Annotated in this window: 17 protein-coding genes and 1 tRNA gene; 7 read left to right on the top strand and 11 right to left on the bottom strand. The window is 60.0% G+C overall.

Annotated features, from left to right (window positions below):
* Positions 1-15: 15 nt before the first annotated feature.
* From PRZ01_RS00205 to PRZ01_RS00215, 3 genes are all read right to left on the bottom strand, one after another.
* The gene (locus PRZ01_RS00205; protein WP_273594741.1) at positions 16-720 is read right to left on the bottom strand and encodes an SDR family oxidoreductase; all 705 of its coding nucleotides are present in this window, start codon (positions 718-720) and stop codon (positions 16-18) included.
* 81 nt (positions 721-801) lie between these two features.
* Positions 802-1,803: an NADP-dependent oxidoreductase gene (locus PRZ01_RS00210; RefSeq protein WP_273594742.1), complete on the bottom strand. Its 1,002-nt coding sequence runs from the start codon at positions 1,801-1,803 to the stop codon at positions 802-804.
* A gap of 99 nt (positions 1,804-1,902) precedes the next feature.
* Positions 1,903-2,517, bottom strand: a complete 615-nt coding sequence (locus PRZ01_RS00215) for a TetR/AcrR family transcriptional regulator (RefSeq protein ID WP_273594743.1) — start codon at positions 2,515-2,517, stop codon at positions 1,903-1,905.
* A gap of 365 nt (positions 2,518-2,882) precedes the next feature.
* Here PRZ01_RS00215 and PRZ01_RS00220 point away from each other — a divergent pair, with 365 nt between their 5' ends.
* From PRZ01_RS00220 to PRZ01_RS00245, 6 genes are all read left to right on the top strand, one after another.
* Positions 2,883-3,320, top strand: coding sequence for a hypothetical protein (locus PRZ01_RS00220; RefSeq protein ID WP_273594744.1), 438 nt, complete (start codon positions 2,883-2,885; stop codon positions 3,318-3,320).
* A gap of 542 nt (positions 3,321-3,862) precedes the next feature.
* A complete protein-coding gene (zorA, locus tag PRZ01_RS00225; RefSeq protein WP_273594745.1) occupies positions 3,863-5,677 on the top strand; it encodes an anti-phage ZorAB system protein ZorA in 1,815 nt (604 codons plus the stop codon).
* 27 nt (positions 5,678-5,704) lie between these two features.
* Positions 5,705-6,469, top strand: a complete 765-nt coding sequence (locus tag PRZ01_RS00230) for an OmpA family protein (RefSeq protein WP_273594746.1) — start codon at positions 5,705-5,707, stop codon at positions 6,467-6,469.
* Positions 6,439-8,208, top strand: a complete 1,770-nt coding sequence (locus PRZ01_RS00235; protein ID WP_273594747.1) for an EH signature domain-containing protein — start codon at positions 6,439-6,441, stop codon at positions 8,206-8,208. The genes PRZ01_RS00230 and PRZ01_RS00235 overlap by 31 nt, the downstream gene beginning before the upstream one ends.
* 422 nt (positions 8,209-8,630) lie before the next feature.
* The gene (locus tag PRZ01_RS00240) at positions 8,631-11,495 is read left to right on the top strand and encodes a DEAD/DEAH box helicase (RefSeq protein ID WP_273594748.1); all 2,865 of its coding nucleotides are present in this window, start codon (positions 8,631-8,633) and stop codon (positions 11,493-11,495) included.
* A 48-nt stretch (positions 11,496-11,543) separates the two neighbouring features.
* On the top strand, positions 11,544-11,981 hold the full coding sequence (locus PRZ01_RS00245; protein ID WP_273594749.1) for an ASCH domain-containing protein: 438 nt from the start codon (positions 11,544-11,546) through the stop codon (positions 11,979-11,981).
* Between the two features lie 489 nt (positions 11,982-12,470).
* Here PRZ01_RS00245 and PRZ01_RS00250 read toward each other — a convergent pair whose 3' ends face one another.
* From PRZ01_RS00250 to PRZ01_RS00260, 3 genes are all read right to left on the bottom strand, one after another.
* Positions 12,471-12,734: a hypothetical protein gene (locus PRZ01_RS00250; protein ID WP_273594750.1), complete on the bottom strand. Its 264-nt coding sequence runs from the start codon at positions 12,732-12,734 to the stop codon at positions 12,471-12,473.
* A gap of 216 nt (positions 12,735-12,950) precedes the next feature.
* Positions 12,951-13,024, bottom strand: a tRNA-Gly gene (locus tag PRZ01_RS00255).
* Positions 13,025-13,035: 11 nt separating this feature from the next.
* Positions 13,036-13,950 (bottom strand): dioxygenase family protein, encoded by a 915-nt coding sequence (locus tag PRZ01_RS00260; protein WP_273594751.1) that lies wholly within the window; start codon positions 13,948-13,950, stop codon positions 13,036-13,038.
* Between the two features lie 125 nt (positions 13,951-14,075).
* Here PRZ01_RS00260 and PRZ01_RS00265 point away from each other — a divergent pair, with 125 nt between their 5' ends.
* Entirely contained in the window at positions 14,076-16,670 is a 2,595-nt protein-coding gene (locus tag PRZ01_RS00265; RefSeq protein ID WP_409993783.1) for an ABC transporter permease, read from the top strand.
* A gap of 8 nt (positions 16,671-16,678) precedes the next feature.
* Here PRZ01_RS00265 and PRZ01_RS00270 read toward each other — a convergent pair whose 3' ends face one another.
* The 5 genes from PRZ01_RS00270 to PRZ01_RS00290 all read right to left on the bottom strand — a co-directional run bounded on the left by PRZ01_RS00270 (position 16,679) and on the right by PRZ01_RS00290 (position 25,774).
* The gene (locus PRZ01_RS00270) at positions 16,679-18,763 is read right to left on the bottom strand and encodes a methyl-accepting chemotaxis protein (RefSeq protein WP_273594752.1); all 2,085 of its coding nucleotides are present in this window, start codon (positions 18,761-18,763) and stop codon (positions 16,679-16,681) included.
* 106 nt (positions 18,764-18,869) lie between these two features.
* Positions 18,870-21,020, bottom strand: a complete 2,151-nt coding sequence (locus tag PRZ01_RS00275) for a methyl-accepting chemotaxis protein (RefSeq protein ID WP_273594753.1) — start codon at positions 21,018-21,020, stop codon at positions 18,870-18,872.
* 117 nt (positions 21,021-21,137) lie between these two features.
* Positions 21,138-21,668, bottom strand: coding sequence for a chemotaxis protein CheW (locus tag PRZ01_RS00280; RefSeq protein ID WP_273594754.1), 531 nt, complete (start codon positions 21,666-21,668; stop codon positions 21,138-21,140).
* Positions 21,669-21,720: 52 nt separating this feature from the next.
* Positions 21,721-23,559 carry a methyl-accepting chemotaxis protein gene (locus PRZ01_RS00285; protein ID WP_273594755.1) on the bottom strand — a complete coding sequence of 613 codons (1,839 nt, stop codon included), beginning with the start codon at positions 23,557-23,559 and terminating at the stop codon, positions 21,721-21,723.
* Between the two features lie 79 nt (positions 23,560-23,638).
* Complete coding sequence (locus tag PRZ01_RS00290) at positions 23,639-25,774, bottom strand: chemotaxis protein CheA (protein WP_273594756.1); 2,136 nt, start codon at positions 25,772-25,774, stop codon at positions 23,639-23,641.
* Between the last annotated feature and the right edge of the window lie 12 nt (positions 25,775-25,786).

A 25,786-nucleotide genomic window follows, 5' to 3' on the forward strand; every position in this document is an offset into this window, starting at 1 on the left:
TTTCACAATCGGGTCTCAGTGGGCTTGGGGCAGATAGACCGGTGGCTGTGCTGCCAGGCCTTGGCGGACCTGCTCGGTCAGCGCATCGGCCAAGACTTCGTCGGCGCCGGCTTCCAAGCCGTCAAGCGCACGCTGAACAATTGCTTCGGCGCTGCTTTTCTGCACGTCGAAGCCACGCGTGAGATCGGTGTCCACATAGGCCATGTGCAGACCCAGCACCTGTGTCTTCTGGCTTGCCAATTCGTGCCGCAGTGCGTTGGTCAGCGACCATGCGGCCGACTTGCTGGCTGAATATGCGGCCAACTCGCCGCCGTTGACCCACGACGCCACCGACAGCACATTCAGCAGCGCACCGCCGCCGTTGGCCTTGAGTACTGGCGCGAAGGCTTTACTGACGTTCAGCATGCCAAAGAAGTTGGTCTCGAAGATGCGCCGCGTGACCGCTTCGCTGTCTTGCGCCAGAAAGCCACCGGGCTGGGCAACGCCCGCGTTATTGATCACCAGCGTCACATCAGACGCCCGTTGAACGGCGGCAGCAATCTCTTCAGGCCGGGTGATATCGAGTTGCAAAGCCTCGACACCCGGCAAGCTCACGGTTGCGGGGTCGCGGGCGGCGGCGTAGACCTTGTGGGCTCCACGGGCGAGCAAGGCGCGCGCAAACGCCAGCCCGATTCCGCGGTTGGCACCGGTGACGAGGACGACAGAGTTTTCGATTTTCATGAGAGATTCCGTGGAGTGAAAATTGGTATTGAATGATGGCCGTCATATGAAATGACGTGCCTTTTGTTGAACGACGGCGCTTTATTTCAGCTTGACGACGACCTTGCCCTTGGCGTGTCCTTGGGCGAGGTACGCCAGTGCTTCTTTGGCTTGCTCGAATGGAAACACCTTGTCGATCACCGGCTGGATGCGCTCTTCCTTGAGGAGTTCGCCGATTTGGCGCAACTGGTCACCATCGGGGCGCACGAACAGAAATGAGTAGCTTGCGCCCCGCTTTTTGGCAAGGCGAGTGATCTTGTGGCTCATCAGGCCGAACACAAACCTCAAGACGAAGTTCAACCGTTTGGCATGCCCAAACGCCGCGTCCAGTGGACCAACAATGGAGACGATTTGCCCACCAGGCTTGAGGATGGCAGTCGACTTCTCGATAGCGTCGCCTCGGACCGTGCCAAGCACCACGTCGTAGCCTTGCAGCACGTTCTCAAATTCTTGCTTTTTGTAGTCGACGATCTCGTCGGCGCCAAGGCGACGAACGAGTGGGACATTCCCTGTACTGGTGGTGGTTCCCACCTTGGCGCCGAGCTGCTTTGCCAGTTGGATCGCGAACGTGCCGATGCCGCCGGACCCAGCGGGGATGAACACCTTTTGCCCAGGCCGCAACTGGGCCCGCTCCTTCAAGGCTTGCCACGAGGTGAGCCCAACCATTGGGACTGAGGCCGCCTGCACGAAGTCCAGATTGGCAGGCTTCAGCGCAGCGGCGCTCTCGGGGACCACGGCGAATTCAGCGAGCGCGCCCCTGCCTAGATCGAAGAGGCAGGCAAAGACTTCATCACCGGGCTTGAATCGCGTCACACGGCCACCCACCTGCGTCACCACACCGGCCAAGTCGTTGCCCATCGTCGCTGGAAGTTTGAATGGCAGAACGGGTTTGAACGTCCCCGTAGGAATCATGTTGTCAATCGGATTCAAGCCCACCGCGTAGACCTGAACCAGCACTTCGTCTGGCTTCAGTGCGGGGAGGGGAACGTCGGTGAACCCAATTTCGGGCGACTTGCCATAGCGTTTGAAGGTGAGTGCTTTCATGGTGTTCTCTTCTCAACGAGCGGTAGAGGCGAATTCCGTGATTCGTTCGTTCTTGTTGTTTTGTATGATGATCATCATATTTTTGGGTAAAAAAAGGCTTCAACCTGCGGATTCAGTTTTTGGCAAGGCGAGGCTTTTCAAGGTGGCGCTGCACAGCGCGTCGGACAGCGCGTCGTCATTGACCGCGCGGGCCAGCATCAAGGTGCCCACCATGGTGGACACGGTCACGAGCGCGCGCTCGTGGGCGCTGGGGTGCCCCCAGTCCGGCAACTGGCGGGCGATCAGGTCAATCATCTCCTTGATGCGGCGCGTGGCTGCACGGCGTACCTCGGGCGATTGGCGGGGCATTTCAGAACCCAGGGCTGAAACCGGGCAGCCGGTTTCGATGCCCTCCAGATGCGCTTTTGAAAGATAGGCCTGCATCAGCGCTTGCAGTGCCTGCTCAGGCGGTGCTTTGGCAATGACCTTCGCTGCATTGGCATTGGATTCAGCGCCGGCACGGTCTGCCGCCTCGGCCAGCATGGCTTCGCGAGATTCGAAATGAGCATAAAAGGCGCCATGCGTGAGCCCGGCTTCTTTCATGATGTCAGCAACCCCCGTGCCGTCATAGCCACTACGGCGGATGGCGCGTGCCGCGGCCACCACGATGCGCTCGTGTGAAGCTTCTTTGGCGGCGGTTCGTCGGTTGGGTTCATTTCGCATGATGCTCATCATACACGAAGCGCGAAAAGACCTTGAGGTTTGTGCTGAGACGTTGTTGCGATGCTGATCGGCAGGTTGTACAGCGGCCAGTGATGATCCCTCAAATGAGGGATATTTATCCGCCGCTGGCTAGGGCCGGATGCCCTGCACATAGCTTTTCGGTGTCCAAATGGCGACTCGGCGTGTCAGAAAGGGCGAGAAGTTTAAGTCGCCGTCCCGCGAGCCAAGTTGAAGCGATTGACTTGGCGACTGCGAAGTCTGCCTGTCGTGTGGACGCTATGAATTCTGACTTGCCAAGCGGGCCTCTCAAAAGCCGAGGAATCGCAAGCCGCGCGTACTAGACAAAGTCGGCAGCAGCCCAGTTTGACCGACTTAGATTGAGAGACAAAAGGGAGGGCGACCTGGATATTCTCGACAACGCTCAAGCGAGTTTACGAATCTTCCCAAGCGATGCACACCCAATTGCGCTCAGATCGGACTTCAAAAAACGACCTTTTCCGGCCAAGCGAGTCTTGATTCCATTTGAGAGCGAGTTCAGCCTTGAGGACATGTCCAAGCTCATCCGTGGTTCGATGCCCCGCGGAATGGATGAGAAGTGGTTCATCTATTTTGAGAGCACCGCGCTGCACATGCATCGCAGTTGGACCGGTTTCTGTATTTTCCGAGTCCATTTCGCGCTGACATCGGAAGGCTGGTTCAGCAGGCACATCGAAGCCAATCGGCACGCCGGTCAATATGGCAGCGCAGGTGCCGCTGAAGATTTTCGTTTGGTTAAAGATCTCTTGCAAATGTTGGTTGATGTCACTCGGCCTTGAGGTTTTAGGCTGAACTAGAATTGAGACATAACTGCCAATTAAAACAGTCGATTGGCAAATACCAAAAGCCGCCGGCACGTACTGGCGAAGGGAAGGGTCTATGTCATACACCTGCATGCCGCAGCAAGCCGCGCCCTGGGCGCGCGATGCCTCTCTTGAGACTTGCCAAGAGCTCTTTTGCCAACGAGCTGGCGATCCCTTCCCGCAGTAACTTGGCTTGCTAGCAGCGTGGCTTGCTGGCTTTCGGCCAGCCTTGCCCCAAGACCACTGTTGTGGCTTGAAGTCTTCCTCCTAATTTGCTGTCTTCGGCATTCAGTGCTCTTTTGGGTTCGGGTGCCTTTTGTGCATTTACCTGTCTATTGCCAATGTCGTCTGATCAATTTGAACTGATTTCAACCGTTCTGCACTGGAGTGTCGGCAGCCTGCTAGTGGCCGCGTTGCTCGCCTTTCTCTGGCAGTTCGTCCTTCCCGGTCGACGGGTGGGCCAGGAACTTCGTACTGCGAAGAAACTGCTCCAAACGATGAACCAGAGCGGGACAGTCTTGGACTTGGATCGCATCGGCACCGAGGTCATGACTAGTACCGAGTTACGTCATGGATGGGACGAATTTCGGGATACCTTGCACCCGCAGAAGCAAGCCAACGCCATGGGCGTGATGGAAGTTAGCCGGTGGCGTGCCACTGCGATGGCCAATAGCTTTTTTACTGAGCAGGCTTTGGTTGATGCGCCACTGCGCACCGAGTTCTATAAGCACTTGCCGGGAATTCTGACGGGCCTCGGCATCATCGGAACCTTCTCTGGACTGATCCTTGGACTGCAGGGCTTCAAGGTCTCAGATGATGCCGGGGTTGTGCGCAACAGCTTAGAGACTCTCATCACAAGCGTTGGTGGGGCGTTCATTGTTTCTGGTTGCGCCATTGCGTTGGCGATGGTGGTGACAACGTTTGAAAAGCTCTTCGTCAATTGGCGATACACCGAGGTGGAGGCGCTATGTGGGCTAATTGATAGCCTGTATGACTCAGGCGCTGGTGAAGAGTATTTGCAGCGCTTGGTTGAAGCGAGCGAGACGTCTGCCACGCAGGCCATGCAGATGAAGGAGTCGCTGGTCACCGATTTGAAGCAGGTGCTGACGGAGATCAGTCAGCAGCAGATCGCCACCATGAACGCTAACAGCATGCAACTGGGCTCGACGATCACCAGCAGCATCAGCGAAGGGCTCAAGGAACCCCTGGCTCGCATCTCAGATGCTGTGCAGAACGTCAGCGGCAGTCAAGGTGAGGCGGTGAACAAGTTGTTGACCGACGTGCTCTCGGGCTTCATGGCGCAGATGGAGGGAATGTTTGGCTCGCAGATGACCAGTGTGAATGAGATGCTGGGCCAGACTGCAGCCACGATCCAGCAGGCGTCGATGCGCTTCGAGGCACTTGCGAACCAGATTCAGCAGGCCGGTACAGGCGCAGTGGACGGCATGGCCAAACGCATGGATGAGGCTTTGCAGCAGATGCAGGCGCGTCAGTCCGAGGCCAATGAACACATGCGTGCTTTCATCGATGAGCTGAAGTCCAATGTGGCCAAGGGCCAGACGGAGTCTGCTGAGCTGACGCTGGGCATGATGCGCGAGTTGGGCGATAGCACCAATGCCTTACTCAAGGGCCTGCAGCAACAGGCGCACTCGGCGCAGGCGGAGCAGGCGCAGCAGCAGGCTTTGATCGCCAAGCACACGGGGGACTTGCTTGAGGCGCAGGCGGAGGCTGTCGATGATTTGACGGGCGCCGTTGAGGCGGCTGCCGCAGCCATGCGTGATGCGATTGCCGGCCTGAAGACCAGCACCCAACAGAACATTGAACGCATGGGGACAGGTGCTGAGCGGCTTTACCAGGCCAGCAATACGCTCGGCGACCGTTTGACCGATATGAAGTTGGCGGCTGGGTCGGTGACCGATTCGCTGGGCGGTTTGAACGCAGCCAGCAGCACTTTGACCCAGGCTCTCGCCGCCACACAGCAGGTGTTGGGTGATCACAAGGCGGTGCGCGACACCTTGGCAACGATGGTGCGTGACTTGCGCGAGACGATCGAGACAGCCAAGCGTGAGGCGGCGATGACGGCGCAACTGGTCAATCAGCTCCGGCAAGCCAGCGAAACCCTGGGGGCTGCAGCGACTGAGGCGGACAGCTACCTAGGTTCCGTTTCTGAGGTGCTGGGGCAGGCCCATGCCGAGTTCGCCAAGCATATGGAGACCACCTTGCGCGAGGGCAACCGGAGTTTCCATCAGGAGCTTGCTCAAGCTACTGGCTACCTCAAGGACGCGATCCGCGACCTGGGTGATGTGGTGGATAGCATGCCCCAAAGTGCTTGACGTGCCGGAGACTGAAACATGTTAGGTATGCAAGCCTCCTCCCGCCGGCGCGCGCGCGACGAGGGAGAAAAGCCGTTCTGGATCTCGTTCTCGGATCTGATGTCGGCACTGATGGTTCTCTTTCTTGTGACGATGAGCGTGGCTTTGCTTGCTGTGACTAAAAAGGTGTCGGACGCAGATAGGGAAGAACGCGAGCGCATCGAGGCCATTGAGGAGTTGATGGATGAAGTCCAGAGGGTCGTTACGCAAAAGGAGTTCGAGGGCGTTCGCATCATCGGCAACACCATTGACTTTGGCCCCCGCGGCAAGTTCGAGCGAGAAGGGCAGAACACGCTTTCACCGCCGCAGCGAGAAGTGATTCGACGGTTCACGCCTAGCCTTTTGGATAAGCTCAGGAATACAAAGGCAGGTCGGCTCTGGTTCAAGCGTGCGGTTGTTGAAGGTTATGCCAGCCAGACCGGTTCATACCTGTTCAACCTAAACCTTAGCCTGGAGCGTAGCGGGCGGGTTCTGTGTGAGCTCTTGCGGGCTTCTCCCACGCTCACGGACACGCTTTCTGAGGACGACAGGAAGCTCATTGCCACCAAGTTCTTCGTGGGCGGGGCCTCCTTTAACTCCTTGCGTGCGGATGACGAAGCGAGCCGACGCATCGAGTTCAAGTTGGAGTTCAAGACGCGGCAAGAGCGCAAGGATGAGGAGAAGGCGCCACCACCTGCCGTGGATGATGGTCGATTGACCCACGCCCTGAATGTGAACAATCAATGTCAAATTCAAGATCGCTTGGGGCGCTGAAGCTTGCTTTGGGCGAGGCCATGGACCCGCAGCTGGTTTTCCACGCGCCAGTGTGGGGTGACCCGCAGGCCATGAGCAGGGCCTTGCGGGAGATACGCAAGGATCTGGCTGGTAGCGGTGAAACAAAGCCCAATGCCGACGTCATGCAGGCCGCACTCACGCGCTTCTACGAGACCCAGACGTTCGCCAGTTTCACCGAGCTGAAGTACGTGTGCTACGGCGTCACGGTGCCGATTGGCAAGCACAAGGTTCGTCTAATTGATCGCCGGCCCTTGTTTGGCCAGGTCCTGTCGGCGGTGGAAAAGCGGGAAGGCCAGGTAAAGCAGTTCAGGCGCTGTTATCAGGGCCTGCTGAGTGCCTACTTTGGGTTTTCAGATAGTGGCGAGGATGATGATTCTGGTTCGGCCAATTGGCGACGTCTGCGTGGTTTCCTTGGTACCAAGCTAGACGGTGTGCGCAAGGGCGCCCGCCAGCGCGGTGAGCCACCGCCTTGGTTGGATCTACTAGGTGAGCATCGCAATCTCCTGGGTGAGGACCCCTGTGCGCCTTACGCCGGGGCGCTGGCAAATGGGGATACCAGCGGGCTGCGCGCGGTGTGCGAAGGGCTGGGCATTCCGAGTAGTTCCTGGGTCTGGGACGATGCCTTGATGGCCTACGTCCGCTTGGTATGTTCGGGCTCTGATCCTGCATACAAGCGTGGGCTGCCCGGTGTTCTGGATTTGGTGAACGATCGCATTGAACTGCGTTTGCCGCAGCGACTGGCGACCAAGGCCACGGCCTTGACTGTGTCTCGTTACTCCAAGTGCGAAGACCGGACCGAGCATGGCGGTTTGCGTGACACCGCATTGGCGAAAGTGGGCAATCCTTGGCTTGCGCGTTCCGCGTGGGACGCCGAAGTCAACGATGAGGCGGCGCGCCAGATGGTGGAAGGCTGGCTGAAGCGGCGCTTGATTAAGGACTTCTTTGAGCTGCTGGCCCAGGACGGCGGTGCCGATGTTCGGCGTCTGGACTACTGGTTGAAGTGGGAACCCAAGATCTCAGATATGTGGTTCATCTTGGGCGCTGATGCTCGGCGTAATCCGAGTCCTGAGTTCAAGGGTTTGCGTAGCCGGATGGCGGGGCGAGCTCGAGTCTTGACGGACCCCAATGGCCTAAACAACGCGTTCGTGATGCGAATCGGGCCCCTGTTGGTCATCGAGTTTGGTGCAACCGGCAACGCCTGCTACATATTTGCCGCAAGTGACTTCAAGACCGATTTGGATGAGCCGCAGTTCACTTTGACCCAGTTGAAGCAGCGGGTGGATGAGACTCGAATCTCGCACAGTGGGCCTTGGGAGGGGAAGCTCGACGCTGAGCTCAGCCGACTATTGAGAAGCACGCCTGCATCCAGGGGGCATTTGCGCGTCCGTCCTGCACCTGTGGAACCTCGACCGGAGACCGCTTGGCCTGCAGCCCAGCAGATTGCTCAGACGGCCCAGCGGCGAGCAGAGTCTTTGGACAGTTTGGACGATGCGTCAGCTGAGGGCGCGGGCACAAAGCTGAGTGTGTTTGACGCCATGCAGATCATTGCTCACTGCCGCACAGTGGGCCTCAAATATGAGGACCGGCGTGACAAGGGCGGTAGTTTCTGGGTCTTGATGCACGACCCTAGTGAGTTCAGAAGTTTTGCGAGTCGGCTGGTAGCCCATGGCTTTCGACATGCCGAAGGCAAGGGTTATTGGTTGAGAGGCGAAAGATAAGCATGTTCGATCGTTTTTTTTCTCGCGGTGCTGCAAGTTCCGATCAGAAGGTGACTTCGCCCGCCGTTCAGTTTGATGCCAAGGGCATTCGCTATCGTTCACCCGCCCCGACGACAGCGCAGTGGTTGGCCACGCCTTACGAATTCCCAGCGTCGGCAGACCTCGGGGCGCGTTTGCAGCAGGTGTTTCTTGAAGGTTTGGGTGAGCGTGCCGAAACGGACTTCGTGCTTTCCTGGACGGATGTCTATGCACTCTTGAGGCATCCAGAGCTCACCAGTTTCAGAGAGGCATTGTCGATACCGGCTGAATCCCAAGCGCGCCCAAGGCTGACCAGCCGCGGCGCGCTGATGGACCAGAATTTTGCAGTCCTGTTGGACGCCTGGGTGGACGTCAATGGGCGCCCCTTGCAGCCAGCGCCGCGCTTGGAGGGCAAGGTGCTGGTCACCGGTACCTCAGTTCAGCTGCTTCCTGAACCTGCAGGTCATCTGCTCGATGAGTTGGCGAGGTTTCACGCCTATCCAGAAGCAGAGCGCAGTTTGGCGTTCAAAGAGCAGTCTTACGGGCGCATGCGCAAGCTGGCCAAGGACTTGGGCGCGCCGGTTTCGGACTATGTCGAGCGCACCATAGTCTTGACGCCCGAGCGACTGCAACTGGCCATGGATGCTCGAGGCGAGGGCGAGGCGCGGGTGGTTGAGGTTATTCCCACCTTCGAGACCGCACCGGCCCAATGGTTGAGCCTGTTCGACCGTTTGCCGTTGCAAGACAGCTATGACGTGCCCGATGGCCCGTCTTTAGTTCGCGTGATCTTGGCGCCCGAGGTCAAGGAGGTGCTAGCAGAGATCAAGCGTATGCCGGGGAGGCGTGTGGCGGGGCCGCGTGCACAAGCCTTTGTACGTAACCCATACGCGGTGTTGGGTGAGCAGGCTAAGGCAGTGATCGACCAGCGGCAGTTCGAGCGTGCCCGAGATGAAGCTGGGATCCAGTTCACGCGCTTCACACCGTTCGCAGAACGTGGCACCCGAGGTCAGGTCACTCGGGTGGGGCTGCAGGTTGAGACCTTGAGCGAGCTGGGCATTCCGTCCGAACCCATTTGGTTCATGACGCCTGATTCACTTGCATCCTTCATGACTCGTCTTGAAAGGGCCTTGCAGGAAGGGGCGCAGTGCTTGGCCTTCCATCGACATGAGTTGGAGATTCTGGGTGATACGGCGGATCACCAGAAGCAGTTGGATGGATGGTGGAGGGAGTGGGCACGACCCGCGCTTTGGACTGCCGAGGAAGTGCTGGACCTTAGTAACTATTCGTCTCGCATCGAAGACATCGGGGTCGAGAAGCCCTTCGTGACCCCTGTAATCGCTCGCGATGATGGCGGGCAAGGGTGGTTCGATGGCAATGTGACCGCTGGTTTGCGGATCGAGAACGGACCTGAGGCATTGCCGACCGTCTTGCCGATTCAGTTTGCAGAGATTCCAGCATTGCAGGAAGTTGTTCGCATTGCGGAGGCCCGTGGACATGCTCAAGTCTGCCTACCCGGTCTGCAGGCGCCCGTACCTACGGTGGATGCGCGTAAGGCAGTGGAGGCACTTGCCAAGGCCGCACAGGATATTCAGCGCAAGGAGTTTGTGCCTGAGCGTGTAGGCCGCATAGAAACGCCCAAGAAGCGCTTGATCCTGAAGCGCAATCTGGATGAACTCGACTATGACGAGGCGCGCGCAACGTCTTTGCTGGCCCCAGAAGGGCTAGAGCCTATCTTGCCTACCAGTTTGCGCACAGAGTACCCGCTCAAGCAGCACCAAAGGGCGGGAGTGGCATGGCTGCAACATCTGTGGCGTGCTTCGCCGACCATGTGTCGCGGCACTGTCCTGGCCGATGACATGGGCCTAGGCAAGACCTTGCAACTGCTGACCTTTCTAGCCACTTGCTTCGAGGCGGAGCCGAATCTCCCTCCTGCCCTGATCGTGGCACCTGTGGCGCTGCTGGATAACTGGCGCAATGAGCTAGGTCGCTTTTTTGAACCTAACACGATGCCCTTGCTGACCTTGTACGGTGATGTACTTCGGCAATTGCGAGTCGGCAAGCATGAAGTTGATTCAGAGCTCAAGCAGCAAGGTGTAACTCGGCTGCTCAAGAAAAATTGGGTTGGTGACGCCAAGTTGGTGTTGACCACCTACGAGACCATGCGGGACTTGGAGTTCGCGCTTGCAAGCCAGCAGTGGTCGGTCATGATTTGCGATGAAGCGCAGAAGATCAAGACTCCCGCTGCCATGGTCACGCGCTCGGCCAAGAAGCAGAAGGTTCGATTTCGTATCGCCTGTACTGGGACGCCTGTAGAGAACACGTTGGCAGACTTGTGGTGCTTGTTCGACTTTGTTCAGCCAGGGATGCTGGGGGCGCTTAGCCACTTCTCTCGAACTTACCGTCAGCCTATTGAGGCCAAGACCGATGAGCAGATCGCCAAGGTGGAAGAGCTGCGCAAGCTGATTCAGCCGCAGATTTTGCATCGGAAAAAAACCGAAGTTGCCAAGGACTTGCCGGTGCCGGTGGAGGATGCATCTTGCAAAGAGCTGCCCATGTCGGCGTATCAGTTGCGCTTGTATTCCTCGGCGCTGGCGATTCTGCGCGAACAGCGAAGAACTAACCCATCTGCTCAACTGCAAGCCCTACAGGCGATTCGCAAGATCTGCTCTGACCCGCATGGACATGCTGAGCCCGACACTCGAGCACTTCCAATCGAGCGCCTTGTGAACGAGTCGCCCAAGATGGGTTGGTTGGTCAATCGACTGAAGAAAACCGCTGCTGAGTCGGGTGGCGACCACAAGGTCATCGTGTTCTGTGAGTTCCGTGAACTGCAACTGCAGCTTCAGCGGGTCATCGCTGCATTTTTTGGATTTGCTCCCAGCATCGTGAATGGAGACACCTCTGCGGACCCTCGGGCAACGGAGAACCGTCAGCAGTTGATAGATGCGTTCCAAAACAAGCCTGGTTTCAATGTGATCGTGTTGTCTCCGTTGGCTGTTGGTTTCGGAGTCAACATCCAGGCTGCCAATCATGTGATCCATTTCACTCGAACCTGGAATCCAGCAAAAGAAGACCAGGCGACGGCCCGCGCATATCGGATCGGACAGAAGCGGGTCGTGTCGGTGTGCTATCCCGGCGTGGTCAGCAAAGACTTCCCTAGCTTCGATGTGCGGCTGGATGCCCTGCTTGGCAAAAAGCGGGCCTTGGCGTCGGACATGCTCAACGGTTGCGGAGACTTGACCGCGGCGGACTTTGCTGATTTTGGATAGCGGAGTTGCCGGTAGCTCGCCTGGTGAGCCTATGAGGTCGGAAACTGATTGAGCAAGCACTACGACTTGCGATGCATTACACAACTTAGGGGAGAAGAGAACATGGCACTTATCGACCGCGGCTTGGTGATCGACACGCCACACATCGACCGAATTCTGTCCGGCGCGAAGACTTGGGAGATGCGAAGTACTGCGACCAAAATCCGCGGCCCCATCGCATTGATTCGCAAAGGATCAGGCCAGGTTGTTGGTACGGCAGAACTCGTAGATAGCTTGGGCCCATTCACGGACGCTCAGATGCTGGATAACTACTCACGGCACTTGATCGATCCAAGTCGAATCCAAAGTGGCGTGGTGGCCAAATGGCGGTATGCCTGGGTACTGCGCGATGCGAAGCCCTTAGCTCATCCAATCCCCTACGTTCACCGGCCAGGTGCAGTGATCTGGGTGGCACTGGACGATGCAGCCGTTCAGCGTCTGCGGTAGAGTGCCGCCGTTGCGGCGGACCAAGCACTGACCGTAGTCCAAATCGTATCCGCCAATTGGATCATCAGAGGCAAAGCGATCAAGTCGGCGCCAAAAAGATAAGGCCCGACAGGGCCTTATGAAAAATTTGAAGGTGATGGGAAGCCAATAAGACCTTGAATGCCCCTTGAATAGGGGTATAGCTGGCCGTGTGCCTTGTTTTGTTCCCCGGTTTACTTTGCGCTGCCACTCGGGCTGCTCTCTCGCACGCTATCCGCACCCGGCCTCGGCTTCCGGGGTACAGCTAGGTTGTGACACCTGTCTGCCAAGCCGCAAGGGTCAGATTTGAAAACTAATTGTTTGATTGGCTGACGGTTTTCAAACAGCAGAATTTTGTCTCGGCATGTGCCCTCAAGCGGTGTCCAGGATGTTTCGCCGCAGAGATTGAAAGCCCATACCCCCTTTGGCGCCGTTTGCTCTCCCAACTTCCGCCTTGGTTGCCCGATGTGGCTACAAATGCCAGCCCTTCGGAAACCGCGCCGCCATAAATGCGCAAAGTGCGCGGTCGCGTTGTTCCTCGCAAGCGTGAATGATGTTCATCAGCTTGGCCCGCGTGGCGTGGTGCATTCCCTTGGGGCCCTGCCAGTTCTTGTCCAATTTGGCCTCGGCCTTGTATTGCTCGCGCCAAGCTCGGCCCATTGCATCATCGGATTGGCTGCCGTAGCTGATCTGCCCGCAGTGCCGACAGATGAGGCAGTCGGCGTTGGTCAGCATGGGGGGCAATCCAAGGGTTTGGCAGAAAACCGGGAACAAAAACCGGGGAACACGCTCCTTTTTGTGCCCCGGTGTCCCGGTTTGTTCTCCGCATTGTTCCCCGGTCTACCTTGCGCTGTAAAGCCTTGTTGTGATTCATCCTGACGTGAAAAAGCCCCTAAGTCGTTGATTTACTTAGGGGCTTGATGCTTTGTGAACCCTAGTGATTCACTAAATTGGAGCGGGTGATGGGAATCGAACCCACGTGATTTGCTTGGGAAGCAAGAGTTCTACCATTGAACTACACCCGCGTCGGCGCAGATTATAGGGCACGGTTCGCGTGTGTCTGCCCGCGCAGTGCTGCGTCGAGTTGTGCGGCGTGTGGACCGAAGGCATAGGCGTCCATGCCCAGGGCCCCGAAGGTGAGGCTGGCGTGGATGCGTTGGCTTGAGGCGTTATGTTCGTCAGCACCAGCACCAGCACCAGCACCAGCACCAGCACCAGCGGCAACGAACAAGGGCAGCAGGTGTTCATCGGTTGGGTGCATGTGGACGGCGTGCGGGGCTTGGCGGCGGTAGTCCAGCAAGGCCGGCCAGTCGGCCAGGGCGATGCGTTGCTGCAGCCATTGGCGGAATTCAGCGCTGGCGGGAATTTCCGCGGCATCGATGGCCGGCATGCTGCCTTGGCTGAACAGCAGCCCGAGGTTGTGGGTGATGCTACCTGTGCCCATGATCAACACGCCTTGCTGCGCTAAGGGGGCCAGCATCTGCCCCAGCGCCCACAGCGTGGCCGGGCTTTGGTGAGGCGAAAAGGCCAGGGGGAGCACGGGCACGTCGGCATCGGGGTAGATGTAGCGCAGGGGCGTCCAAATGCCGTGGTCCAGACCGCTGTGATCCACGCTTTGGATGGGCACGCCGGTTTGTGCGGCGAGGGCTGCGATTTCGCGGGCCAGCGCGGGGGCGCCCAGCGCGTCGTAGCGCAACTGCTGGAGCTTGGGGTCGAAGCCGCCGAAATCGTAGACTGCGTGGTGGGTGGCCCCGGCAAGCAGGACCGGCGTGCGCGCCAAGGTGTGCGCGGAGATGGCCAGCACGGCGCGGGGGCGGCCGAATTGGGCATCCAGCGTCTGCCCCAGCTGCTGCATGAAGTGGCCCGCTTCACGGGGCTCCAGCGCCGTCATCGGCGAGCCGTGCGAGATGAAGAGGGGCGGGAAGCGGGGGGTGTTCAGGTTCGACATCATGGCTAGATTGGACGCCCGGCGATGCGTTGGGGGGTGGCAATCGCCTGAATGCGGCGTTCAGGACTTTTGTATGGTCATTGGGCGGGGCCGCAGCGGTGACTTGCGGAGTCGCTACAGTGCGGATCATGAGCAAATCAGACGCCGCCGTGCTGCCCCCAGCAAGCCTTCCTTCCATCCCACAGGCCGGCGCTCCGCCGACGGTTGTTGTCATGGCTTGGCGCCAATTGTGGCGAGACTGGCGAGCCGGCGAGTTGCGCTTGCTGATGTTGGCGGTCAGCTTGGCTGTCGCGGCTTTGTGCGCGGTGGCGTTTTTGTCAGACCGGATGGATGGTGGCTTGCGTCGCGATGCCGCCCAGTTGCTGGGCGGCGATGCGGTGCTGGTGAGTGACCAGCCGACGCCCCCCGCTTTGGCGCAACTGGCGCGTGACTCGGGCTTGGTGCAAACCACTTTGGTCAATTTTCCGAGCATGGCGCGGGCGCCTGAGGCACAAGGGGGCGCGAGCCGCTTGGTGGCAGTCAAGGCGGTGGGTACGGCCTATCCCTTGCGAGGCAAGCTGCTGCTGGAGGACGGGCGCGTGGTGGGCGCGCCCAAACTCGGCGAGGTGTGGGTGGACGCCCAGGTGATGGAGTCCTTGGGCTTGAAGACGGGCGACCCGCTGCTGTTGGGTGACTCTACGTTGCGGATTGGCGGGGTGATTGCCAATGAACCCGATCGCGGCGCTGGGTTTTTGAACTTTGCGCCTCGCCTGATGATGGCCGATGCGGATTTGGCGGCCACGGGTTTGATTCAGCCCGCCAGCCGGGTGAGCTATCGACTGGCGTTGGCGGCGGATCGTGATGCCGGGGCGGTGAGCCGTTATGTGCGGCAAGCCCAGGTTTTGATCGACAAGTCCGCCTGGCGCGGGGTGCGTCTGGATTCGCTTGAAACGGGGCGGCCGGAGATGCGCCAAACTTTGGACCGCGCCACCCAATTCTTGCGTTTGGTGGCGATGCTGTCGTCGTTGCTGGCCGCTGTGGCGGTTGCCTTGGCGGCGCGCGATTTTGCGGTGCGGCACTTGGATGATTGCGCCATGTTGCGCGTGCTTGGGCAGCCGCAGCGGCGCATTGCCTTGGCGTATGGCCTTGAATTCGGCGCGGCAGGGCTGACGGCGAGCCTCATCGGTGTGTTGATGGGGCTGGCTTTGCACTACGCGTTTGTGGGCTTGCTGGCTGGCCTGTTCACGGTCAGCTTGCCGCTGCCGTCGGTCTGGCCGGCCTTGGCGGGTTTGGCCTTGGGTTTGAGCCTGCTCTTGGGCTTCGGGCTGCCGCCGGTGTTGCAACTGGCTTCAGTGCCAGCGTTGCGGGTGATCCGCCGTGATGTAGGGGGTTTGAAAGGCAGCTCCGCGCTGGTGTTGGGCGCTGGCGTGGTGGGGTTTGCGGCGATCTTGATGGTGCTGGCGGGCGACTTGCGCCTGGGTTTGGCCGCAGCCGCTGGTTTTACCTTGGCGGTTGGCGTTTTTGCGCTGCTGGCCTGGGGCGCGGTTGTTTTGTTGCGACGTGTGGTGCCGCTGAATGTCAAAGGCAGCGGTGCGCCACGTTGGCTGGTGTTGGCAACGCGCCAGGCCACGGCGCGGCCTGGTTTGGTGGTCGTGCAGGTGGCGTCTTTGGCCGTCGGCCTGCTGGCGCTTGCGCTGTTGGTGTTATTGCGCACGGACCTGATCGACAGTTGGCGCAACGCCACGCCCAAGAATGCGCCGAACCGCTTTGTCATCAATATCCAGCCAGATCAGGCCACGGCATTTCGCGCCGAACTCACGCATGCTGGACTTGAAAAATATGACTGGTACCCGATGATTCGCGGCCGGCTGCTGAGCGTCAATGACCATGAAATCAAGCCTCAGACTTTCACCGATGAACGCGCGCAGCGCTTGGTTGAGCGTGAATTCAACCTGAGCCACACGCCCGGTTTGCCTGAACAGAACCAGGTGGTGCAAGGCCGTTGGGTTGACGGCGACACACAGGGCGTCAGCGTGGAAGAGGGGCTGGCCAAGACCTTGGGGCTGAAGTTGGGTGACCAGCTTGAGTTCGACGTGGCGGGTGTGCCCGTTGCGGGGCGCATCAGCAGTGTTCGCAAAGTGGATTGGGCGTCGATGCGGGTGAACTTCTTTGTCTTGTTCCCTTGGGCGGACATGCCTGAGTTGCCGCGCACCTTCGTCGCAGCATTTCGCGCGCCGACCAGCGTTGCGGCCAAAGAGTTGGATCAGCGCTTGACCCGGGAGTTCCCGAATTTGACGGTGATCGATGTGTCCGCGCAGCTGAACCAGGTTCAGGGCGTGTTGAACCAGGTGATTCGTGCGGTGGAGTTGTTGTTCGCCTTCACGCTGGCGACAGGCGTGGTTGTGTTGTTGGCGTCAGTCAGTGCCACGCGTGAGCAACGCGCGCGTGAGTTCGCCTTGATGCGTGCGTTGGGTGCCAGCAGTAAGTTGTTGACGCAGGTTCAGCGAGCCGAGTTGTTGGGTGTTGGGGCTCTGGCCGGCTTTTTGGCGGGTGTGGTGGCGGTGGCCTCAGGCGCGTTGTTGGCGCACTTTGTCTTTGGGTTTGAGTGGCATCTCAATGTTTGGGTGCCGCTGATCAGTTTGTTGAGTGGCGCGATGCTGGCGCAATGGGCAGGCTGGTGGACGCTGCGCGGCGTCTTGCAGCGACCGGTGATGCAGTCGCTGCGGGAGGCGTCCGCGCAGTAAGAGCGACGTCAGAAGGTTTCCCAGTCCCCGTCGCCAGCTGCATTGGCTTTGGCCGCCGGTGCAGGCGCCGGTGCTGCCGGCTTAGGAGGCGAGGTGGGTGTCGTGACGGCGTGTGCTGCAACGGGTTTGGTTGCCGATGCCGAAGAAGGCGCTGGCCGGCTTTTGTGGGCCATGCTGCCGGTGCCATGTGCAGGCCTGGGCGCTGGGGCCAAGGACTTGCCGCCGGCTTTTGATGAGGCCGATGCGGCTGACCCCGTGCCGCCTCCGTGGCTGCCCTGGCCCGCGTCGGCTTGGCTCAAACGGAACACCGACACGACTTCGGTCAAACGGCGGGCTTGATCTTTGAGACTTTCAGCGGCAGCGGCGGATTCTTCCACCAAGGCGGCGTTTTGTTGGGTCATCTGATCCAGTTGAACCACTGCGCTGTTGACTTGGCCAATGCCGTCGCTTTGCTCGCTGGATGCGGCGGTAATTTCGCCAATGATGTCGCTGACGCGTTGAACGCTGCCGACGATGTCGCTCATTGAATTGCCGGCAGCTTCGACCAGGCGCGAACCCACTTCGACGCGATCGACGCTTGCGCCGATCAGGCCCTTGATCTCTTTGGCCGCCTCTGCACTGCGCTGGGCGAGACTGCGAACTTCGCTGGCCACCACGGCGAAGCCGCGGCCTTGCTCGCCGGCACGGGCTGCTTCAACTGCCGCGTTCAGCGCCAGGATGTTGGTCTGGAAGGCGATGCCGTCGATCACGCCGATGATGTCGCTGATTTTCTTGGAGCTGGCGTTGATCTCGTCCATGGTCGCGACCACTTGGCCAACCACTTCGCCCCCCTTGGCCGCTGCGGCGGAGGCGGATGACACCAGTTGGTTGGCGGTCAACGCGGCGTCGGCGGTCTGGCGCACGGTGCCGGTCAATTCCTCCATGGACGATGCGGCCTCTTCGAGGTTGGCCGCCGTTTGCTCAGTGCGCTGGGAGAGGTCTTGCGCGCCCATGGCGATCTCGGTGGAGGCCGTGGTGATGGAGTTGCTGGCCGAACGAACGTCCAGCAGGATGTGCTGAATTTTTTCAGTGAACAGATTGAATGATGCGGCGATGCGGGCGATTTCGTCGCGCCCTTGTTCGGGCAGTCGGCGCGTCAGGTCGCCACCGCCTGCGCTGATTTCGTCCAGGGCTGAGCGCACGCGCTCCAGGCCGCCCAGCATGGTGCTGATCATGGTGGTCATCAAAACACCCGCAACCAACAAGACGATCACCAGCACCCCGGCGGCAGCCCTTAGCAAGGCGCCCATGGAGGCCAGCGCTTCACCCTTGTCGGCCGCCGTCACCAGCACCCAGTCGGTGTTGGCAATCGCGACGGCCCGCAGCAGAACGTCTTGCTCTCCGATGTGGGCCTCAACCCAGGGCGCGCCGGTGTCCTGTGCTCGCTTCATGGCGGCGCCATCAAGGCTGGCGGCCAGATCCGTCACCGGCTTCAAGGAAAGCTTGGGGTCGGGGTGGGCAATGATCTGTCCCTTGGTGTTGACCAAAAATGCAAAACCTTGCGGGGTCGGCTTGATGGCCTTGACGGTGTTCACCACATCAGTCAAGAAGACGTCTGATGCCACCACTGCAGTGGCCTTTCCACCTTCTTTGACGGCTTGCGCAAAAGTGACTACCAGCACACCGCGGGAAGCGTCGATGTAGGGGGCTGTCAGCACTGGGCCGTCACTGCTGGCGGCCAGCGTGTACCAAGGGCGACCGGTAGGGTCGTAGCCTTCAGGCAATTTTTGGTCGACATTGAAGAAGATGCTTTTGTCGGCGTGCGCCACGTAGGCGGCCTCGAGTGCGCCCGACTTGGCGGCTTCAATCAGCAGGGCTCGCGGTTCGGTGGCCTGGGCGCTGGGCAGCAAGGCGGCGACGATGTTCCTCTGGGTGCCCACCCACTGCTCAATGGTGGCGCCGCGGGCCGCGGCCAAGGCGTCTAGGTTGGTCAGCACTTGGCTTTGGGTGTGACCGCGCACGATGATGTAGTTCGCCGTGGTGGCGGCCAGTAGCGTCAACACAACCACGGCAACGCTGAGTCCAATCAGGCGCGTTTTGATCGAGTCAAACATTGGGTTCTCCAATTCGTGCGGTCAATTAACTTTGCGACAGGCACGGGCCGATGGGTCGGCCCTCAGGGCAGGTCTTGAAAAAATTGCATCGGCAGTGCATCTAGCGTCAAAAGGTTTCCCAATCGCTGTCATTTGTTGACGGTGAGGCGACGGGCTTGGCTGCAGCCATAGGCTTGCTGATGCCTTTTGCGGAGACAGCGGTCGAGGCCTTGTTGTGCGACGCCACAGCGGGTCGTTTCGCAGCGAAGGATGCCGTGGCGGTGGAAGTGGTGGAAGTGGTGGGCTGGCTGGACGCTGCCTGCGCGGCTCGGGGCGCCCGGATACCGGATAAAGCGTCGTCTTGCAGGCGGAACACCGCAACGGCTTCGACCAAGCGTTGCGCCTGATCTTTAAGGCTGGTGGCGGCGGCGGCGGATTCTTCCACCAGGGCCGCGTTTTGCTGCGTCATCTGGTCGAGGTCGACAACCGATTGATTGATTTGCGTCAGCCCCTCGCTTTGGTCGGCCGAGCGCAAGGTGATTTCGCTGATCACGCTTTGCACGCGTTGTACGCTGCCCACGATGTCGGTCATGGAGGTGCCGGCCTCTTGCACGAGGCGAGAGCCCAATTCCACGCGATCCACGCTGGCGCCGATCAGGGTTTTGATTTCTTTAGCGGCTTCGGCGCTACGCTGCGCCAGGCTGCGAACCTCACTGGCAACCACCGCAAAGCCGCGACCTTGCTCGCCGGCCCGGGCGGCTTCTACGGCTGCATTCAGGGCCAGGATATTGGTTTGAAAGGCAATGCCGTCGATCACGCCGATGATGTCGTTGATCTTTCGGGAACTGGTGTTGATGTCTTCCATGGTGGCCACCACTTGGCCTACCACCTGGCCGCCCTTGGCGGCGGCGTCGGCGGCAGCGGTCACCAATTGATTGGCGGCCTGGGCAGCGTCCGCAGTCTGCTTCACGGTGCTGCTCAATTCGTTCATGGAACTGGCGGCCACTTGCAAGCTGCCCGCCGTTGTTTCTGTGCGCTGACTCAGGTCCATATTGCCTGATGCGATTTCATTGCTGGCCGTGCCAATGGAGTCGACGGATTGCCGCACGACGCCAATGGTGGAGGCTAGGCGTTGGCGCATGGCTTCGGTCTGTTGAATCAGTACGCCAATTTCATCATTGCGGGTGCTGCTGACGGCATGAGTCAGGTCACCCTGTGCGATGGCGCCGACGGCGCGGGTCAGGTCTTGCATGGGCTTGGCCACCCAGTTGCGCATCACCCAGAACAAGCCGAAGCCCAGCCCGACGGTGGTCAGGGCCAGCATCATCCAAAAGGGCAGCATGGTGGCCCAGTGCGAAGCCATGGATTCACCGCGCGAGATCTGCGCAACGACCCAGTAGCCGGTGCGGTCGCTCTTGCGAATGACGGCGAAATTGTCGTTGCGTGCCGAACCCAGCACATTGGGCGCATCGGCCACATAACCTTCAGATGAGTCGGTCAGCTCGGCCAGTGTTTTTTCAAATCCAGGGAAGGCTTCCCGCACCAGCTTGCCCTTGAGCGAAGGGTGTGAAACGAAGGTGGCCTCGGCCGGGCCTGCCTTCATGGCCACGACATAGACGCCGCCGCTCTCGAAGAACTTGGCGTTGTTGGCCATGGTGCTCATGGCGGCCTCAAAGGCGTCCAACTCAAAGCCCACGAAGAGCAAGCCGATCAACTTGCCTGCGTCGTTCTTGATGGGTTCGTAGTGCGTCATGTACGGGCGGCCCAACAACACGGCCCGGCCCGAATAGGGCTTGCCTGCGCTGACCGACGGGTAGGCGGGGTGCTGCTTGCCCATCAGCGTGCCCACTACGCGTTCGCCTTTGGCGTTTTTGAGCGACGTGGTGATGCGCTCGAAATCGTCACCCTTGGCGGCGAAGACGGTGGCCACGCCGCCCGTGTTTGCGGTGAATTTGTCGACCTGCGTGGTGTTGCCGTTGAGCTTGGGGCCCCAGTCGCGCAGATCGCCGGTGGACTCATCAAGCGTGAAGCTGGGGCCAAATTCCTGGCGGAAGGATCCGAAATTGCGCTCCACCAACACGCGGGAGGTATCGTCCATGGCATGCATGGCTTCAACCAGGGACTCGGCTTTGTCGCCCGCCCAGCTGACCACGCGTTCATGGGCAACGCGGGTGAGCATGAAACTGACTGCGCCCGTGACGGCTAGCAATACCAGCGCCAGGGTGACAACGCCAATCACCGACACGCGCTTGGCCAGCGAACTCGCTCCGTGATTCATGGCTTTTCTCTTTCAGTGACCGAGCTTGATGAGCAGGCACCGCGACACCTGCCCCGGGCGCCTCAAGGGCCCCTCACCCCAGAGTAGCGCCGGCATGTGGCATGCCGGCGCAGGGGTTCAAACGCTGAGCGAATCCATCAAGCCCATGTCGGCGCTGCTCATCAAACCTTCAATGTCCATCAAGATCAACATGCGGTCGCTCACGGTGCCAATGCCGGTGATGAAGCTGGTGTCGACCGCCGAGGAGGCAAGTTCCGGGGCGGGGCGGATCGCGTCGCGATTCAGCTCCAGCACATCGGACACCGAGTCCACCACCGCACCGACGACGCGGCTCTTCACATTGAGCACGATGACGACTGTGAAGCTGTTGTATTCGGCCGAGGGGCAACCCAGTTTCAGTCGCAGATCGACGATGGGCACGATCACGCCGCGCAGATTCACGACACCTTTGATGAAGTCGGGTGCGTTGGCGATGCGGGTCGGAGGCTCGTAGGAGCGGATCTCCTGAACTTTCAGGATGTCGATACCGTACTCTTCCGCACCCAGGCGGAAGGTCAGGTATTCGCCGCTGGCCGGACCATTGGCCTTGAGGGCAAGACTGCCTGCATCCTGGCGGCCGGCTGGCACGATTTCTCGGGTGGTTTCCATGGCTTACCTCTTTTGGTGTACGGAATGGGGGTTGTAGGAGGGAAGGGGGCGGTCAGAAAGTTTCCCAGTCGCTGTCCGCTGTGGCGCTCGCCGTTGTCGCGGGGGTCGCTCGGGCGGGCGCGGGGGCTGCGGCTGTGCTTGCAGGGTTCGGCCGGGAAGGTGCGCCCGCGATGACGCGCGCGCTTGCAGCGGGTTTGTTGACTGATTGGACAGGTGATCGGGCGGGTGCCGGGTGGGCAAATGCCCGTGCGGCTGCCGGAGATGCTGCAGGTGGTGTCTTGCCCCCGCCAGCACGTGAGTGTGCCGATGCAGGGGACTTTTGCCCGCTGCTGATCTTGAACTTGTCAACAGCCTCGGCCAGCCGCTCGGCCTGGTCTTTCAAACTCTCCGCTGCTGCTGCTGACTCTTCTACCAAGGCGGCGTTTTGCTGCGTCATCTGATCGAGTTCGTGCACCGATTGATTCACCTGCCCGATGCCGTCGCTTTGCTCACTGGCTGCAGCGGTGATTTCACCAATGATGTCGGAGACGCGCTGCACGCTGCTGACGATATCAGTCATGGAGTTGCCCGCAGCCTGCACGAGCTGAGAGCCCGCTTCAACGCGCTCGACGCTGGCGCCGATGAGCGTCTTGATTTCTCGTGCAGCTTCGGCGCTGCGCTGTGCGAGCGAACGCACCTCGCTCGCCACCACCGCAAAACCGCGACCTTGCTCACCGGCACGGGCGGCTTCAACGGCCGCATTCAGCGCCAGGATATTGGTCTGGAAGGCAATCCCGTCGATCACGCCAATGATGTCGTTGATCTTCTTGGAGCTGGTGTTGATTTCGTCCATGGTCGAAACCACCTGGCTGACCACTTCGCCGCCTTTGGCGGCGGCGCCGGAGGCCGATGATGCCAACTGATTGGCGGTGAGCGCTGCATCGGCGGTTTGCTTCACCGTGCCGGTCAACTGAACCATGGAGGACGCGGTCAGCTGCAGATTGGAGGCAGTTTGTTCCGTGCGCCCGGACAAGTCTTGATTACCCGAGGCGATTTCTACCGAAGCGGTTCGGATGCTGTCCGCAGAGCTGCGCATCTGCCCAACCAAATTCTGCAGCGCGTCCTGCATATGCTGGAGTGCGCGCATGAGGTGTGAGGCTTCGTCCTGCCCTTCCACGGCTTGGGTGCCCGTCGTGAGGTCGCCAGCGGCGATGGCTTTGGCCAGTTCTTCGGCATCTGCCAGTGGTTTGCAGATGCTTTGCATATTCAGCAAAGTCAGCGGCGTAACGACCAAGGCGCTCAGGGCCAGGATCAGCATGAAGGCGGTAATGACATGGTCTTCCGTGCGCTGTGCCTCGGCGAGTGCCATTTCGTTGGTTTGGTCCAACTGATCATCCAGCGCGGTCACCAGCGTATGCGCCTGCCGGATATCGGCCTTGGCCGCTTCAAGCTTGGCGTCTGCTGCGGTGACATCCTCAATGCTGCCAGCAACGACTTCATTAAAAACTGGCTGCGCCTTGGCGGCATAACTCTCAACCAGGGCAGTCAATTGCTTGATCTTGGCGGCATCGCTGCCTTGGGCATTCAGGGCCAATTCTTTGGCGTTCTTGAGGAAGTTCTGCTGGGCAGCCTCCCACTTTTGGCGCCGGCTGGCGGCCTCTTGAGACCGGTGGAAGTTGATCAGGACATCTTTTTCAAAGCGGCGCAAATCGCCCATGTCCCGAACCAAATCCACCATTACGTGAGCTTGATGGACGGAGCCTTTCTTGAATTCCTGCGACTGCTTGTGCATGGAGCTCATCCCCAGCATGCCCACGCCGCCCACCAGCAGCAGCAGGACCAGCACCATCGCGATGGCGCCGATCATGCGGGTGCGGATGCTGAACTGCCGAAGCATCACGCTCATATTCATAGCAAGGGCCTCGATTCCGTATTTGTTTGAAGGTGCATCAATTGTTCTGCTCGTTTGCTCGTTCGCTCGCCTAGGCCGGTCAATGGCGCGAGCGGCGAACCAAGCTGCCCACGTCCAGAATCAGGGCCACGCGGCCGTCACCCATGATGGTGGCGCCCGAGACGTCGTTGACTTTGCGGTAGTTGGCTTCCAGGTTCTTCACGACCACCTGTTGTTGGCCCAGCAACTCGTCGACCAGCAGGGCGACTCGGCCCCCTTCTGCCTCAACGACAACCATGATGGAGGACACATGTTCGAAGTCAAACCGTGGCACGTTGAAGATGTGCTCAAGTCCGATGACGGGCATGTATTCGTCACGCACCTCGACCACCCGGCCCGAGCCGGCCACAGTCTTGATGGTGTCGCCTTGCACCTGGAAGGACTCGACCACGGAGGACAGCGGGAGGATGTAGACCTCTTCGCCCACACCCACGCTCATGCCGTCCATGATGGCCAGCGTCAGCGGCAGGCGAACGGACACTTTCATGCCATAGCCTTCAGCGGAGTCGATCTCCACCGTGCCGCCCAGCGAGGTGATGTTTCGCTTGACCACGTCCATGCCTACACCACGGCCTGATACATCCGTCACCACATCGGCGGTGGAGAAGCCGGGCGCGAAAATAAGGCCCCAGACTTCGGCATCGGTCATGGAGTCTGGCGCGTCGATGCCCTTTTCGCGCGCCTTCTGGATCAGCTTGTTGCGGTTCAGGCCTTTGCCGTCGTCGCGCACTTCAATCACGATGGAGCCGCCCTGGTGAGAGGCTACTAGAGTGATCGTTCCTTGCTCGGGCTTGCCCTTTGCGGCGCGCTCGGCGGGCAACTCAATACCGTGATCGCAGCTGTTGCGTACCAAGTGTGTGAGCGGATCGGTGATTTTCTCGACCAGGCTCTTGTCTAATTCGGTGGCTTCACCTTGCGTAACCAATTCGACCTTCTTGCCAAGTTTGGCGGCAAGGTCGCGCAGCATGCGGGGGAAGCGATTGAAGACGACCGACATCGGAATCATCCGAATCGACATCACCGATTCCTGCAGGTCACGGGTGTTGCGCTCCAGATCAGCCAAACCGGAGGCGAGTTGCTGGTAGAGGGCTGGCGCGAGGTCGCGGCTGTTCTGCGCCAACATGGCTTGGGTAATGACCAATTCGCCGACCAGATTGATCAGCTGATCCACCTTCTCGATCGACACGCGCAGCGTGGATTGGTCGATACCGCCGCCTGCGCCGGGTTTGGCATCTGCCTTGGCGGCTGGTTTGGCGGCAACCGCCACCGGTTTGATTTCGTTGGCCTGAACCTTCAGCTCGCTGGTCGCGCTGGCTGTGTTTTCGGGAATGCCGGGGGCATTGTCGAAGAAGCCGTAACCCGGATCTTCATCTTTCGCTTCAGCGGAGGGCGCGCCTGGGGCGCCGTCGTGGAAGCCAAAGCCAGGGCCAAATGGCAGCAATTGCACCTGTTCACGGGAGACGTGGAAGGTGAAGAGATCCAGCAGGTCGTTGTCGGTGCTGCTGGTCAGCACCTTGAAGCGACGTATGCCGTCCGCCGCAACGCCGCCGTCCAACGGCTCAATGGTGCCCAGGTCGGTGATCTCCTTGAAGAGATCGACCAGGTTGTCGGCCAAGCTCATGTCCGTGAGCGGCCCCACCTGCAGTTCGAGCACACGCGCCGCAGGATTGGCCGCTTTGCCCGGCGCCGCTGAGGGCTGGGCTGCGGGTGCGCTGGCGCTGGCGGCTGCCGCAGGGGCCGGTGCGGGCGCAGCCTGACCCTCGACAAAGCCGCGGATGCTGGTCAGCAGGTCGGTGGTGTCGACGGGCGCTGCGCCTGAACCCTGATGGCGGCCCAGTTGGGCGCGCAGCGCGTCACCGGACTGCAGCAGCACGTCCACCATGGCCGAATTTGGGGCCAGCTCGTGGCGACGTAGCTTGTCCAGCATCGTCTCCATTTGATGGGTGAGTTCGGCCACATCACTGAACCCGAAGGTGGCAGCGCCGCCCTTGATGGAGTGGGCGCAGCGAAAGATCGCATTGAGCTCTTCATCGTCAGCGGTCTCGATGTTCAGGTTCAGCAGCAGCTGCTCCATGCTGTCGAGATTCTCGCTCGCTTCTTCGAAGAAGACTTGGTAAAACTGGCTCAGGTCAATGCCTGCACTCAGGCTAGCGCCTTCGGAAGTCATTTCTCCCATGCTTTACTCCAA

The organism is Roseateles koreensis (assembly GCF_028595305.1).
In the GTDB taxonomy this organism is placed as follows: Bacteria; Pseudomonadota; Gammaproteobacteria; order Burkholderiales; family Burkholderiaceae_C; genus Paucibacter_A; species Paucibacter_A koreensis.